The sequence below is a fragment of the Mycobacterium sp. genome, assembly GCF_052144515.1.
Lineage (GTDB): Bacteria > Actinomycetota > Actinomycetes > Mycobacteriales > Mycobacteriaceae > Mycobacterium.
This window is the reverse complement of record NZ_JBKQQD010000106.1, coordinates 1-13,734: the sequence shown is the minus strand read 5'-3', so window position 1 is coordinate 13,734 and position 13,734 is coordinate 1. Positions and strand designations below refer to the sequence as shown.

The window sequence follows — 13,734 nt, the reverse complement described above, 5'->3', positions numbered from 1 at the left end:
TCAGGTCGGCGGCTGACGAAGGAGGTCACACCAACGTGAACCGAGCCGTCATGTTGCGGTTCGCCGCATGCGGAACCATCGGACTCGGAGCTGCCCTGTTGATCGCCGCGCTGCTGTTGTCGACGTACACCAGCAGCAGGATCACCAAGATCCCGCTCAACATCGACACCACGTTGGTCAGCGACGGCACCGCATCGACGGCGCTCGACTCGACGTCTCTGTCCAGTGACCACGTCGTCGTCAACCAGAACGTGCCGCTGGTGTCCCAGCAACAGATCACCGTCGAGTCGCCCGCCAACGCCGATGTGGTCACGCTTCAAGCCGGCACCTCGGTCCGGCGCACCGATAAACAAAAGGACAGCGGACTGCTGCTGGCGATCGTCGACACCGTCACCCTCAACCGCAAAACCGCGCTGGCTGTTTCGGACGACACCCACACCGGCGGCTCGGTCCAGAAACCGCGCACCATCAATGACGAGAACCCGCCGACCGCCATGCCACTACGACACGACGGGCTGTCCTACCGGTTTCCGTTCCACACCGAGAAGAAGACGTATCCCTATTTCGATCCGATCGCGCAGAAGGCCTTTGACGTCAACTACCAAGGCCAAGAGGACATCAACGGTTTGACCACGTACCGCTTCACCCAGAACATCGGCTACAACGCCGACGGCACGCTGGCGGCTCCCGTCGCCTACCCGTCGCTGTACCCCGGCCAAGAAGACAGCAAAGTCACCGCCTCCGCGGCGATGTGGGGCCTGCAGGGTGGCGACCCGGCGGAGCAGATCACCATGGTCCGTTACTACGCCGCGCAGCGGACCCTCTGGGTGGACCCGGTGTCGGGCACCATCGTCAAGGAAACCGAGCACGCCAACCACTACTTCGCCCGTGATCCGCTGAAGCCCGAGCTGACGCTGGCCGACTACAAGGTCACCTCGACGCAAGACACCGTCGAATCCCAGGTCAATTCCGCTCGCGACGAACGCGACCGGCTGGCGCTGTGGTCGCGGGTGCTGCCGATCACGTTCACCGCGGTCGGCTTGATCGCGCTGATCGGCGGCGCATTGCTCGCCTCGTTCAGCCTGCGGACCGAAAGCGCATTGACCGATCCCGGCCGCGACCGCGACGACCAAGACTTCGGCCACACCGAGGAACGAGTACCCGGTGCCGAAGCCGAGACCGAGAAGCTGCCCACGCAGCGCCCCGATCTCCGTGAGGATCCGAGTCCACCTGGGGCGGACCCGCCCCAGCTGGGTTCGGGAGAGTCGGCCCCGCCCGATTCGGAGCCGCCGGAGCCGGGGCCTGGGCCGTCGAGCCCCGGCCCGCCCGAACGGGATTAGCTCTGTGCGGGCCAGCATGGCCCGGCCGGGGTACGCGTTGTTCCTGGCGCTGCTCGTGGTTGCGCCGCTGTTGAGGCCCGGGTACTTGCTGCTGCGCGACGCGGTGTCCACACCGCGGTCGTATCTGTCCGATAGCGCTTTGGGGCTGACGTCGGCTCCGCGGGCGACGCCGCAAGATTTCGCCGTGGCCCTGGCCTCTTCGCTCGTCGACGGCGGCGTCGTGGTGAAGGCGCTGCTGGTGTTGGGGTTGTGGCTCGCGGGATGGGGCGCGGCCCGGTTGGTTGCCTTCGTGCTGCCGTCGGCGGGAGCCGGCGGTCAGTTCGTCGCGATCACGCTGGCGATCTGGAATCCCTATGTCGCCGAACGGCTGCTGCAGGGTCATTGGAGCCTGCTGGTCGGCTACGGCTGCCTGCCCTGGGTGGCGGCGGCGATGCTGGAGCTGCGGTCTTCCGGTGGCGGGTTCTTCGGGCTCGGGTTCTGGGTCGCGTTGGCCGGGCTGACCCCGACCGGACTGCTGCTCGCCGCGACGGTGGCGCTGGTCTGCGTGGTCGCGCCCGGTGCGGGGAGGCCGCGTTGGCCGTGCGCGGCCGCGGCGTTGGGTGTTGCGGTGGTGGCCGCGCTGCCCTGGCTGACGGCAGCGGTGGCGGGCTCGTCGTTGACGGCGCACATGGCGGCGAACGAGCTCGGGGTGAGAGCGTTCGCGGCGCGCGCCGAGCCCGGTCTCGGCACCCTTGTCAGCCTCGCCAGCCTCGGCGGTATCTGGAACGACCAGGCCGTACCCGGTTCGCGGACAACGCTTTTCGCGGTGGCATCCGCCGCGGTGCTGCTGGGTGTGGTGGCGGCCGGCCTGCCGGCCGTCGTGCGTCGCGCCGCGGCGGTGCCGCTGCTGGTGCTGGCGGCGGTGGCCGTCGTCGTGCCGGCGGGTTTGGCGACCGGGCCCGGCCTGCACGTGTTGGGTGCGGTGGTGGACGTCGCGCCTGGTCTCGGGGTGTTGCGCGACGGGCAGAAGTGGGTGGCGCTCGCGGTACCGGGATACGCGCTTGCCGGCGCCGGCGCGGTGGTGACGCTGCGCCGATGGCTCAAACCCGCGCTGGCGGCGTCGGTCGGCTGCCTGGCGCTGATCCTGGCGCTGCCCGACCTGGCCTGGGGGGTGTGGGGCCGCGTGGAGCCGGTGCACTATCCGGCGGGGTGGGCGGCCGTGGCGGCGGCGATCAACGCTCAACCCGGCCCGGTGGCGGTGTTGCCCGCCGGCACCATGCGGCGCTTCGCCTGGTCCGCTCCCGCGCCGGTTCTCGATCCGTTGCAGCGCTGGGTCCGTGGTGACGTGCTGGCAACCGGTGACCTGGTCATTTCCGGGGTGACAGTGCCCGGGGAGGGCGCTCACGCCCGGGCGGTGCAGGAGTTGCTGCTGACCGGGCCCGACCCGTCGGCTTTGGCGTCGGCCGGGGTGGCGTGGCTGGTCGTCGAATCCGACTCCCCCGGTGACATGGGTGCGGCGGCACGCACCCTGGACCGGCTCTCACCGGTGTACCACGATCGCGGGCTGGCGTTGTACCGGATCGGCGGACGGGAGACCGGTGCGTCTTCCGCCCGCCTCCGAGCGACGATGGCCGCGGATTGGGTGTGGCTGGCGTTGTTGGTTGGGTGTGGAGCAGGCGCGGTGCGAGTAAGGGCGACGCTGAAGTGACGTTCGTCGCGCCCCGTGAAACGCTCCGTCATGGGGCGAGCCATTGATCGGCTGGGGTTAGGAGGATTGGACCTCATGAGGCTCAACAGTCACTTGAGTCTCTCGGCGGGGAGGTGGTGCCTTCTGCAACTTGATGGCGCATGCGATATCACGCGACGATGAACCACTACACCTACCGCGCCGAATGGTGGCCTGAGCACGGCGAATACGTTAGCCGGTGTATCGAATTGCCGTGGCTGTCGCGATGGGCACCGACCCTGCGGGAGGCTACTGCGGCTGTCGAGCGAGCCGTCAACGAGTTCATCGCCGAGCGGAAAGCAGATGGTGAAGAAGTGCCGGCGCCGCTAACGGAACGGCAATACTGCGGCAAGTTTGTGGTGAGGACCTCGCCGGCGTTGCACGCGCAGCTCGTCATCGAAGCCGCTGATCAGAACGTGTCGATGAATCAGTGGGTGGTCCAAAAACTTTCGGGGAGGCTTGACCGGCCACTTGGCGGCCTCTTCGATTTCGATTAGCGGATGGTGATATCAAGCCGCCGGTGCTGGTGTGGCTGCTGCGACACCGAGTGCTAAACCAGGCCGCTGACTAGCGTGCCGGCTTGCACGGCTTGCAGCACGGTGCGCATCGCGTCGGCGCTTTGCGTCCAGGAGAACTCGACGCTGCGCGCCTGCGCCTTGGCGCCGAGCTGGTCACGCAGGACCGGGTCGCACAGTAGCCGCTCAAGGCGATCCACCAGCTCGGCGTGGTTGTCCACCAATATCCCGGTGACCCCGTCGACGATCGAGTCGCACAGTCCGCCGGAGGAGCGGTAGCCGACGGTAGGCACGTTGTGCTGGGCGGCCTCCATGACCGCCAGACCCCAGCCCTCCTTGCGTGAGGGCAGCACATGGACCCAAGAGCTTTGCAGCACAAGGTGTTTGGTCACGTCATCGACGTGGCCGTGGAACGTCACCGCGTCGGACAAGCCGAGCCGGTGCGCATGGTCGACGAGTCGCTGCCGCCACCATCCGCCTCCGATGATGTCGAGGTGCAGGCCCGATATCCGCTCCCGCAGCTCGGCGACCGCCTCCAGCGCATCCTCGATCTGCTTGTGCGGCACCAGTCGCGAGAGCACCACCAGTCGCGGTGCGGCCGCGCGCGGGCCGGACAACGTTTGCGCCGGCGCTTCGTCGAGACCGTTGCGCACCACCGCGATCCGCTCGTTGTCGACGCCCAGCGCGAACAGGTCGCGGGCCGACGGCAGCGACACCGTCACGTACTGATTGCGGCGGTTCACCCTGGGCGACAACCGCGACTCGATAAACCAGCCGAGCCGACCGAGCACCGGCCCGGCCACCGGCCACTGCTCGCGATGGCAGTGATGCACGAGCACCACCACCCGCCGGCCGTACACCAGCCGCGCCAGGAACGGCAAACCGTTCTGGGTGTCGATGACGACGTCGGGGCGCACTCGTCGCAGCGGCCCGAGTCCGATGCGCGAAGCGACCATCGCCAGCAAGGCCAAGACATAAACGGAATAGCGGCTGCCGGCGCGGCTGATTCGCACGCCGTCGACGATTTCGCGGCGCGGCGCACCGGCATAGCGGGCTGTGCGCAGCGTGACGTCGATGCCCGACGCCGCGAGTTGCGAGCCGACGCGCTGCAAGTATGTTTCGCTGCCGCCGCCCTGCGGGTGCCCGGTATCGCGCCAGCACAGCAGCAACACGGAGCGGAGACCAGACATTGTTCGACAGCCTAGACGGTGTTGGGCACCGCGAAACGGCGCGACCAGCGCTCCGGCTCAATACGCAAATCTTTACGTCTTTACGGGGCCGATCCGACAGTGGGATCGTTTCACGATGAGCATCAGCAATGAGTCGGCTGCGTCGCGCAGGTTTGTGGCGCATCCTCCGTTCTGGGGCTCGAAAATGGCCTCCAAGACGACACCTGCGTGGCAAAACCACCCCGTCAGGTCTTACCTCGTCATGGTGGTCGCGATCCTCGCGTTTTGTGCCGTCTTCGGCGGGCTGTACATGGGTGTGCAGTCGCACATCATGCGCGGCGGGTCACGACCTCTCGCCGAGATCATGGATGTGGTAATCCGCTACGGCTTTGTGGTTGTCCTTCTTGGCGGTGTCGCCGGCTGGTACTGGTGGTCTAACGGTCTCAACACGGAAAGATTTTCATCGACGTCACAAGCGATGCCCTGACTGTCAGTAAGCGGCCGAGTGATGTATATCCGTTCACCGACGCGAAGCTGGGCGTGTGGGGGGTATCTGGCGGTATGACGATGGGTACGACGCTGCACCTGCACTGTGGCCAGCACCGCTTCGTCCTCGGCGGCCGAGATTATCGCGTTGCTGCTGGAACCCGGCTCGAAGCGCCCGACGCCGGCTACGGCCTGCCGGTGGATGTCGACGCCTGGGTGGCGGCCACAGACTTTGGTGAGATTCTCACAATGGCCGGCCGCCAGAGTAATCAGAGGCTGGATGCACGCCCGGCCGCTCCGGGGGAACCGATTCGGTGCCTGCTGTTCCCCAGCCCGCTGTTGATCCAGCAGATGGGGCCATTCGCAATGCGGCGAAAACAACAATTCCTGAAATCACTCAACCAACCTCGCCTAGCCATTGACGTGGGCGCAGATGCAATTCAGGTGGTCGACCCGAACAGCAATACGCTGGTGGCCTCGGGGCGGGTGGCGCAGGTGAGCGCGACACCGGAAACGTACCAATTCCGATACGGGTGGTCCGCGCTCGGATCGCCCGACCAAATCGTGGGCCGCATGTTCGAGCAGAGGACGGCCGAGTCAATGTCCACGACCCCCGTCCTGGTCGTATCCATTCCTGGTGTGCAACCGCTAAGCATCGGATGTCGTGACACCGTCGGGGGCTTGGACCGTCGCTTTTCCTGGCCGGGCAACGTGCGTCAGCGGGTGAATGAACCTCCCGACTTTTCGGTCTCGGGGGCGGATTGGCTGACGCTCGTCGAGAAATTCGGCTTGGCCCCGTATCTGCAAAGGCACGACCAACAGGCTTAGCGCTGCTTCACGTTTCGCCGACCGTAGGGTTGCCCAGTGGCCGTGACCGACCTCTTCGCGCAGCGGGCAACGCTTGCCCGCTCGGTGCGGCTGGCGTCGGAGTTCCGCTACGAACAGTCCGACCCGGCCCGGTTCTACGGCGCACTGGCAGCCGACACCGCGGCGATGGTCGGTGATCTGTGGCAGGGCATCCACGGGGAACCCCCGGTCGGCCGCACGCTGCTCGACGTCGGCGGCGGGCCCGGATACTTCGCGACGGCGTTTGGCGATGCAGGTGTCCGTTACGTCGGCGTCGAACCCGACCCGAGCGAGATCCACGCGGCCGGCCCGGCTGTCGGTCGGGGGGCGGGCGACTTCGTGCGCGCGTCGGGCATGGCGCTGCCGTTCGCCGATGACTCGGTGGACATCTGCCTGTCGTCTAATGTCGCCGAACACGTGCCGCGGCCGTGGCGGCTCGGCGCCGAGATGCTGCGGGTGACCAGGCCGGGCGGCCTGGCGGTGCTGTCCTACACCGTCTGGCTGGGCCCGTTCGGCGGGCACGAGATGGGCCTGACCCACTACCTGGGCGGCGAGCGCGCCGCGGCCCGGTATGCCCGCAAACACGGTCACCCCGCGAAAAACAACTACGGGTCGTCGTTGTTCGCGGTGTCCGCCGCCGAGGGCCTGAACTGGGCCGAGAACACCGGGGCGGCGATAGCCGCATTCCCGCGCTACCACCCCCGATGGGCGTGGTGGCTGACGTCGGTGCCGGTGCTGCGCGAGTTCGCGGTCAGCAATCTCGTGCTGGTGCTCCAGCCACAAGAATGAACATGTTCTCGTTTCGCTTCGGCTTGGGTAGGGTGGCGGCCATGAGCGACACCGAGACCCAAGCCAAGACCGAATACGACAAACTCTTCATCGGCGGCAAGTGGACCGAGCCGTCGACCTCCGAAGTCATCGAGGTGCACTGTCCGGCCACCGGCGAGTACGTCGGCAAGGTGCCGCTGGCGGCAGCGGCCGACGTTGACGCCGCGGTCGCCGCGGCACGCGCCGCATTCGACAGCGGACCCTGGCCCACGACGCCGCCGAAGGAGCGCGCAGCCGTTATTGCCAACGCGCTCAAGCTGATGGAGGAGCGCAAGGACGGATTTATCAAGCTGCTCGGCCTCGAGACCGGCCAGCCGCCGACCTCCGTCGAGACGATGCAGTGGATGAGCGGAATCGGGGCGATGAACTTCTTCGCCGGCCCCGCCGTCGAACAGGTCAAGTGGCAGGAGATCCGCAACGGCGGCTACGGGCAGACCATCGTCCATCGTGAGCCGATCGGTGTGGTGGGTGCGATCGTGGCGTGGAACGTGCCGCTGTTCCTTGCGATCAACAAGCTGGGCCCGGCGCTGCTGGCCGGCTGCACGGTCGTGCTCAAGCCGGCCGCCGAAACACCTTTGAGCGCAAACGCTTTCGCGGAGGTGTTCGCCGAGGCCGGCCTGCCCGAGGGTGTGCTGTCGGTGGTGCCCGGCGGCATCGAGACCGGCCAGGCGCTGACGTCCAACCGGGACATCGACATCTTCTCCTTCACCGGCAGCTCGGCCGTGGGCAAGGAGATCGGCCAGCGTGCGGCGGAGATGCTCAAGCCATGCACCTTGGAGCTCGGCGGCAAGTCGGCGGCCATCCTGCTCGACGACGTCGACCTGGCTGCCTCGATCCCGATGCTGGTGTTCTCCGGGATCATGAACACCGGACAGGCGTGCGTGGCCCAGACCCGCATCCTGGCGCCACGCTCGCGGTACGACGAAATCGTGGACGCGGTCAGTACCTTCGTGCAGGCGCTGCCGGTCGGGACGCCGTCGGACCCGGCCGCCCAGATCGGGTCGCTGATCTCGGAGAAGCAGCGCGCCCGGGTCGAGGGCTACATCGCCAAGGGCGTCGAGGAGGGCGCGCGGCTGGTGTGCGGGGGCGGCCGTCCCGAGGGACTGGACAGCGGATTCTTCGTGCAGCCCACGGTGTTCGCCGACGTCGACAACAAGATGACGATCGCCCAGGAGGAGATTTTCGGTCCGGTGCTCAGCATCATTCCGTATGACACCGAGGACGAGGCGATCAAGATCGCCAACGACTCGGCGTACGGGCTGGCCGGCAGCGTGTGGACCACCAATGTGCCACGCGGCATTGAGATCTCGGAGCAGATCCGCACCGGGACGTACGCGATCAACTGGTACGCGTTCGATCCGTGCTGTCCGTTCGGCGGCTACAAGAACTCCGGCATCGGCCGCGAGAACGGCCCGGAAGGCGTCGAGCACTTCACCCAGCAGAAGAGCGTGCTGATGCCGATGGGCTACACCCTGGAAAACTAGGGTCAGCTAGCGGCAGCCCGGGAGGCCAGCCCCTGTCGGAAGCAGGTGTGGCGCGGCACGTTGCCTCGGGGGGCGTGGTACTTAGGTGGTGGGAACCATTTACGGCCTAAGTGAGGAATGCCGTGCTGCACCGGTTAGCGCGTCTGGCGATCGCTGCGCCGGGGTTGATCGTCGCGGTGGCGGTGCTCTTCACCGTAGGGGCCGGCTGGTACGGCTCCTCGGTCACAAAGAACCTGTCGGCCGGCGGCCTTCAGGACCCGGCGGCCGAGTCGTCGCGCGCCGGCCGGCTACTGGCTGACAAGTTCGGTCAGGGCGACCTGCAGTTGATCTTCATGATCACCGCCGAAGGGGGCGTGCATAGCGCGGCGGCGCGGACCGTCGCGACCGATATCGTCGAACAGCTGCACCATTCGCCGTTTGTCGGTGCGCTGAGTTCGACCTGGACGGCCCCACCGGCCGGTGCGGCGGCGCTGACCAGCAAGGACGGCAAATCCGGGCTTGTCATCGCCGCCATTTCCGGCGGTGGCAGCCAGGGACAAGAGCACGCGAAAGCGTTGGTTCGGCAGCTGGTTGTGCCCCACGCCGGTGTCACGGTCCGCGCCGGCGGCCCCGCGATGGCCTACGTGCAGATCAATACGCAAACCAAACAGGATCTGCTGGTGATGGAATCCATCGCGATCCCGCTCAGCTTCCTGGTGCTGGTCTGGGTGTTCGGTGGGCTGTTGGCGGCCGCGTTGCCGGTGGCGGTGGGCCTGTTGGCGATCGCGGGCACGACCGCCGTGCTCCGCACCATCGCGTTGACCAACGAGGTGTCGATCTTCGCGCTGAACCTCGCCGTCGCACTGGGCCTGGCATTGGCGCTCGACTACACACTGCTGATCATCAGCCGGTTCCGCGAAGAGCGGGCCGACGGCGCGGCCCTCGACACGGCGCTGACCCGCACCATGGCGACCGCGGGCCGCACCGTGTTGTTCTCGGCGTTGACCGTCGCCTTCTCGATGGGCGCGCTGGCGCTGTTCCCGATGTATTTCCTGAAATCGTTCGCCTTCGCCGGTGCTGCGGTGGTGACGCTGACGGCGGTGGCCGCGTTGTTGGTGGCGCCGGCCGCCATCGTGCTGCTCGGCGACCGCATCGATGCGCTGGACGTGCGACGTTTGGGCCGTCGGCTGCTGCGCCGCCCAGACCCGGCGCCCCGGCCGTTGCAACAACTCTTCTGGTACCGGCTGACGAAGTTCGTGATGCGCCGGGCCGTGTTGGTCGGGCTTCCGCTGATCGCGCTGCTGGTGTTGCTGGGTGCGCCGTTCCTCGGCGTGCGATGGGGATTCCCCGACGATCGGGTGTTACCCGGCTCGGCCTCCACACGCCAAGTAGGCGACCAGCTGCGCGAGAACTTCCCGAGCGACCCCGCCTCCGCGGTGACCGTGGTCATCCCCCGCAGCGGTGATGTCAGCACCGCTGAGCTGGCGCGCTACGCGGCGCAGCTGTCTCGGGTCGCCGACGTGTCCTCCGTGTCGGCGCCTGTCGGCTCCTACGTACACGGTGCGCGGGTGGGGCCGCCCACCGCCCCCACCGCGATGGCCGATGGCAGCGCCTTCTTGACCGTGTCCAGCACAGCGCCGCTATTCTCCGCGGCCTCCGAGAGCCAGCTCGACAGCTTGCACGTGGTGCCGGGACCTTCCGGCGAGCGTGTCCAGCTGACCGGGACCGCTCAGATCACCCACGACAGCGCGGCGACGATCAACGCTCGCCTGCCGTTAGTGCTGGGGGTGATCGCGACCGTCACCTTTGTGCAGCTGTTCCTGCTGACCCGCAGCGTTGTGCTGCCGTTGAAGGCGTTGCTACTCAACGCCTTATCGCTTACCGCCGCATTCGGCGCGCTGGTCTGGGTTTTCCAGGACGGCCACCTCGGCGGACTCGGTACCACTGTCACCGGCACGTTGGTGCCGAATATCCCGATTTTGTTGTTCTGCGTCGCGTTTGGGCTGTCGATGGATTACGAGGTGTTTCTGATCTCTCGTATCAACGAGTACTGGTTGCAAAGTGGTCAGACCCGCGCCGACAACGACGAGAGCGTCGCCCTGGGCCTGGCTCGCGTCGCCCGCGTGGTGACGGCCGCGGCCTTGGTGATGTCGATTTCGTTCGCGGCACTGATCGCTGCCCAGGTGTCCATCGTGCGGATGTTTGGACTGGGTCTCACGTTGGCGGTGCTCATGGATGCCACCCTGGTGCGCATGCTGCTGGTTCCCGCGTTCATGCATGTGCTGGGCCGCGCCAATTGGTGGGCACCGCATCCGATCGCCTGGTTGCGCGGTCATGTCCGGACCGGTGAAGCACGCCCGCAGACCGAGGCAAGCAGATAACTCAGGTCACGATCGCTGAACCCAGTTCGATGACGCGGATCTCGCCGGTGGCGCCGTCCACTTCGACAACCGATCCCCCCGGAAGCCGCCTCGAGGCGCCGTCGGCGTTGACAACGCACGGAACGCCGAATTCCCTTGCTACCACAGCCGCGTGTGACATCGGACCACCGAGATCGGTCACTACGGCCGCGGCATAGGCGAAGGCGGGCGTATACCCGACGTCGGTGACCTCGGCGACGAGAATCTCACCTGGCTGTAGGTCGTCGATTGTCTCCGGGCGGACGATGCGCACGCGACCACGGACTCGTCCGCCGCAGATGCCGCGGCCATACATGGTCTCGCCGACGGCCAGTACCGGCACCGACGTGTCTGCCGGCCGCCAGCTTTCAGAAAAAGCCAGCGGCGGGTATACCGCAGCCAGCGAACGCTGCTCGGCGCGACGCCGCGCCACGACGTCAGAGACATTGGGCGGCAACGAATTAAGCTCGTCGACGAGCAGATAGAATACGTCTTCTGCGGTCTCGAAGACCCCGGCGGCGGTGAGCCTGCGCCCGTATTCGCGCAGCATCAGCCGCAACACCCAGATGGCACGAATCACCTTGTCGCGACGCACTTCACGATCTCGCAGTTGTTGCGCGGCGAGCGTGGCAATCGGGCGGGCCAGGATCGGGATCCGCGGACCTTGAGGTGTCACGGGCGCTGGGGCACCCAGCGACTTTGCCACCATCCGGATGAAGAGTTCAGGGTTATCGGCGTAGGTGCTCGACTGCATCTCCGCTTCGGCCGGACCGCGATGCCCGATAGATGCCAACTCGGCGGCGAAAGCGGCATAGAACTCGGGTACCTGCTCGCGCAGCACGTCAAGATGCTCGCCTGGCTCGGTCAGGAGTTCTGTCACGACGGGATCGCGTTGGGCCAGAGCCACCAACCGGCGTACCGCATCCAGCGCGTGCGCACTCACCAGATCCGGCCCGGCCATCGGCGTAATGTCATGTCCGGTCAAACGACGCAGGAAAAAGCCGTGGGCCGTGCACAACAAGATCGACGCCGACGCCAAGACCCAGCCGTGAACGGCATGGTCGCGCGTCAAAGCGATCTGGCTGAGCAGCTGCTGGTCGCTCATATCGGTGAAGTCTTGGCCAACAGATCGCTCCAACCGGTCGATATCGGCGACGAAATCCCTGGTGTCGCGGATGGATCCCGCGCTGATCCCCACGAATTTCGCGCCATAAATCAGGATGTCGCGCAGTTGTCCTGCGGCGCTGCGGGATTCGCGCGGGGGAGGCTCCGCGCCGAACAGCGGAATGGCGGCGATCGTGGGACCGAAGAACTGGCCGAGTATCGTTGATGTGTTGGCGAACGGCACGATTTCGCTCATAAAGTGCACGGAGGTCACTCCTCCATACAGTCGGTGCGCGAATACTCCGATGGTTCGCGAGCCCATCTCGCGCTGCACCACACCTCCAGGCCGCAGCGTCGCGGCGATCCTCACCCCACCGGCGCGCACGCCCCGTACCGTCACCGACGCGGACGACGGTGAGAAAGGTCCGGGCAGCGCCTCGGCCAGGTTCGTCGCGACGAAGGTCGGAAAGCGCGGGTCGATCGGGGTATCGAACTCACCGTTGCGACCCTCGGGGCCAGCCGGCACTGGCATGACTCCGTCGACTGCGGCGCCTTCGACCGCCGGAATGCCGTCAACACGGCCCACTCGCCATGGCACCGATATCGTTCTCCCGGCAAAAGATACCCGTCCGCGCACCGCGAGCCTGAGATCAGCCGCGCATTCGTGTGCGCTCCAAACCGGCTCGAATCCCCACGCATTTTCCAGCCGCGTGGTGTCCATCAGTGAAAAGTTCAGTGGCAGAACCCATTCGGGCCCTGGCAATAGCGAGAGCGCACGACGCAGCATCCCTAGACGAAGCCGCACCAGCGGACGTCCGATGGTCGCCGCCAGCTCCTTGAGGGTCAGAACCCCGGGCGCGGCAAGGTTGACGGCGCCGCTTTCGACGTCGTCATCCAGGACCGCGCGGACCAGGAGTCTTTGTATGTCATCGGTGTGCACGACCTGTAGCGGGTGATCCCCGGAGCTCGCGACGTCGAGCAGCATCGGAGTGGCCAACAATCGGAGCAGAGCATTGTCTACTTCGCGACCAAGCACCAACGCCGAACGGACCGCGACCCATTCGACACCGGCCTCGGCTATCATCGCCTCGACTGCCGGGGCCGGGACCTCGTCCTCGGTCAGTGGGGCGGTCCGGTCCGCAAGTGTGCCGTAGACCTGTGCGGACGAGACGAAAACGATCCGCCGGGAACCGGAGATCGTCATCGCCTCAAGCAGATTAGTCGCGCCAGCGGCGTTGACATCGCGGGCCACCCCACGGGCGGAACCCCCAGCACAGTGGACAACAGCCTCTGCGCCTGTGACGGCACGCCGGACCGCTTTCGCGTCGCAGATATCTGCTTCGGCGAAATCCATTGCCAGAGAGCAGCTATCGGGACGTCGACGGGCCAAGCCAACCACGTTGTGGCCAGCATTGTGCAGCCTGGACGCGACTCCACGACCAACGACGCCGCCTGCCCCGGTTACGACGATCTTCATCCGCCGGCCCTTCGCCTAATCACTTCTGACTCGAGTAATTATCGGTAACGTGTTTGACCAAGGTTTCCACATCCATGCTGTCAATTGAAGCGGGCGTCGGAATCTCGGCTTCTGTTGTCACTGCCGATCCCGGTGAATCCGCCAGACCCAGCAAGCTATCCAGAATCCCGGCTTCGCGCAGCCGTGAAATAGGTATCGACGTCAAGATCTGTCGAATGCCTTCCTCATTGACGACCGGATCGTTGCCGGTGCCGTCGCCCTGGAAGTTGTCCAGTAGGTGGCGGGCCACTGCGGTGGGGGTGGGGTAGTCGAAGATCAGGGTGGGTGACAGGGCTAGTCCGGTGGTGGTTTTCAGGCGGTTGCGCAGCTCGACAGCGGTCAGCGAGTCAAACCCGAGGTCTT

The 13,734-nt window shown here is 66.4% G+C and carries 10 protein-coding genes and 1 pseudogene; 8 read left to right on the top strand and 3 right to left on the bottom strand.

The features are described from left to right. The first annotated feature begins 35 nt into the window (after positions 1 to 35). The 3 genes from ACLP9N_RS06090 (at position 36) to ACLP9N_RS06080 (ending at position 3,542) form a co-directional block, all read left to right on the top strand. The gene (locus ACLP9N_RS06090; protein ID WP_442406543.1) at positions 36 to 1,340 is read left to right on the top strand and encodes a DUF3068 domain-containing protein; all 1,305 of its coding nucleotides are present in this window, start codon (positions 36 to 38) and stop codon (positions 1,338 to 1,340) included. Between the two features lie 16 nt (positions 1,341 to 1,356). Continuing rightward, positions 1,357 to 3,027 (top strand): hypothetical protein, encoded by a 1,671-nt coding sequence (locus ACLP9N_RS06085; protein WP_442406639.1) that lies wholly within the window; start codon positions 1,357 to 1,359, stop codon positions 3,025 to 3,027. A 158-nt stretch (positions 3,028 to 3,185) separates the two neighbouring features. Beyond that, entirely contained in the window at positions 3,186 to 3,542 is a 357-nt protein-coding gene (locus ACLP9N_RS06080) for a type II toxin-antitoxin system HicB family antitoxin (protein WP_442406638.1), read from the top strand. A 53-nt stretch (positions 3,543 to 3,595) separates the two neighbouring features. Here ACLP9N_RS06080 and ACLP9N_RS06075 read toward each other — a convergent pair whose 3' ends face one another. Next, positions 3,596 to 4,750: a glycosyltransferase family 4 protein gene (locus ACLP9N_RS06075; protein WP_442406542.1), complete on the bottom strand. Its 1,155-nt coding sequence runs from the start codon at positions 4,748 to 4,750 to the stop codon at positions 3,596 to 3,598. A gap of 115 nt (positions 4,751 to 4,865) precedes the next feature. Here ACLP9N_RS06075 and ACLP9N_RS06070 point away from each other — a divergent pair, with 115 nt between their 5' ends. From ACLP9N_RS06070 to ACLP9N_RS06050, 5 genes are all read left to right on the top strand, one after another. Then, positions 4,866 to 5,216, top strand: a complete 351-nt coding sequence (locus tag ACLP9N_RS06070; RefSeq protein ID WP_442406541.1) for a hypothetical protein — start codon at positions 4,866 to 4,868, stop codon at positions 5,214 to 5,216. Positions 5,217 to 5,296: 80 nt separating this feature from the next. Then, positions 5,297 to 6,043, top strand: a complete 747-nt coding sequence (locus ACLP9N_RS06065; RefSeq protein WP_442406540.1) for a hypothetical protein — start codon at positions 5,297 to 5,299, stop codon at positions 6,041 to 6,043. A 36-nt stretch (positions 6,044 to 6,079) separates the two neighbouring features. Next, positions 6,080 to 6,850 (top strand): class I SAM-dependent methyltransferase, encoded by a 771-nt coding sequence (locus tag ACLP9N_RS06060; protein ID WP_442406539.1) that lies wholly within the window; start codon positions 6,080 to 6,082, stop codon positions 6,848 to 6,850. Between the two features lie 41 nt (positions 6,851 to 6,891). Next, positions 6,892 to 8,373, top strand: a complete 1,482-nt coding sequence (locus ACLP9N_RS06055) for an aldehyde dehydrogenase (RefSeq protein ID WP_442406538.1) — start codon at positions 6,892 to 6,894, stop codon at positions 8,371 to 8,373. A gap of 122 nt (positions 8,374 to 8,495) precedes the next feature. Further along, a complete protein-coding gene (locus ACLP9N_RS06050) occupies positions 8,496 to 10,733 on the top strand; it encodes an MMPL family transporter (protein WP_442406537.1) in 2,238 nt (745 codons plus the stop codon). A gap of 1 nt (position 10,734) precedes the next feature. Here the strand turns inward: ACLP9N_RS06050 and ACLP9N_RS06045 are convergent, their stop codons facing one another. Beyond that, a complete protein-coding gene (locus ACLP9N_RS06045) occupies positions 10,735 to 13,332 on the bottom strand; it encodes a PEP-utilizing enzyme (RefSeq protein ID WP_442406536.1) in 2,598 nt (865 codons plus the stop codon). A gap of 274 nt (positions 13,333 to 13,606) precedes the next feature. Further along, a pseudogene (locus tag ACLP9N_RS06040) lies at positions 13,607 to 13,734 on the bottom strand (acyl carrier protein); the annotation flags it as partial.

What these genes read in the sequence shown, in the direction of transcription:
- ACLP9N_RS06065 (WP_442406540.1), top strand. Translation starts at nt 5,297, where the DNA reads ATGGGTACGACGCTGCACCTGCACTGTGGCCAGCACCGCTTCGTCCTC.
- ACLP9N_RS06080 (WP_442406638.1), top strand. Translation starts at nt 3,186, where the DNA reads ATGAACCACTACACCTACCGCGCCGAATGGTGGCCTGAGCACGGCGAA.
- ACLP9N_RS06085 (WP_442406639.1), top strand. Translation starts at nt 1,357, where the DNA reads ATGGCCCGGCCGGGGTACGCGTTGTTCCTGGCGCTGCTCGTGGTTGCG.
- ACLP9N_RS06070 (WP_442406541.1), top strand. Translation starts at nt 4,866, where the DNA reads ATGAGCATCAGCAATGAGTCGGCTGCGTCGCGCAGGTTTGTGGCGCAT.
- ACLP9N_RS06055 (WP_442406538.1), top strand. Translation starts at nt 6,892, where the DNA reads ATGAGCGACACCGAGACCCAAGCCAAGACCGAATACGACAAACTCTTC.
- ACLP9N_RS06045 (WP_442406536.1), bottom strand. Translation starts at nt 13,332, where the DNA reads ATGAAGATCGTCGTAACCGGGGCAGGCGGCGTCGTTGGTCGTGGAGTC.
- ACLP9N_RS06075 (WP_442406542.1), bottom strand. Translation starts at nt 4,750, where the DNA reads ATGTCTGGTCTCCGCTCCGTGTTGCTGCTGTGCTGGCGCGATACCGGG.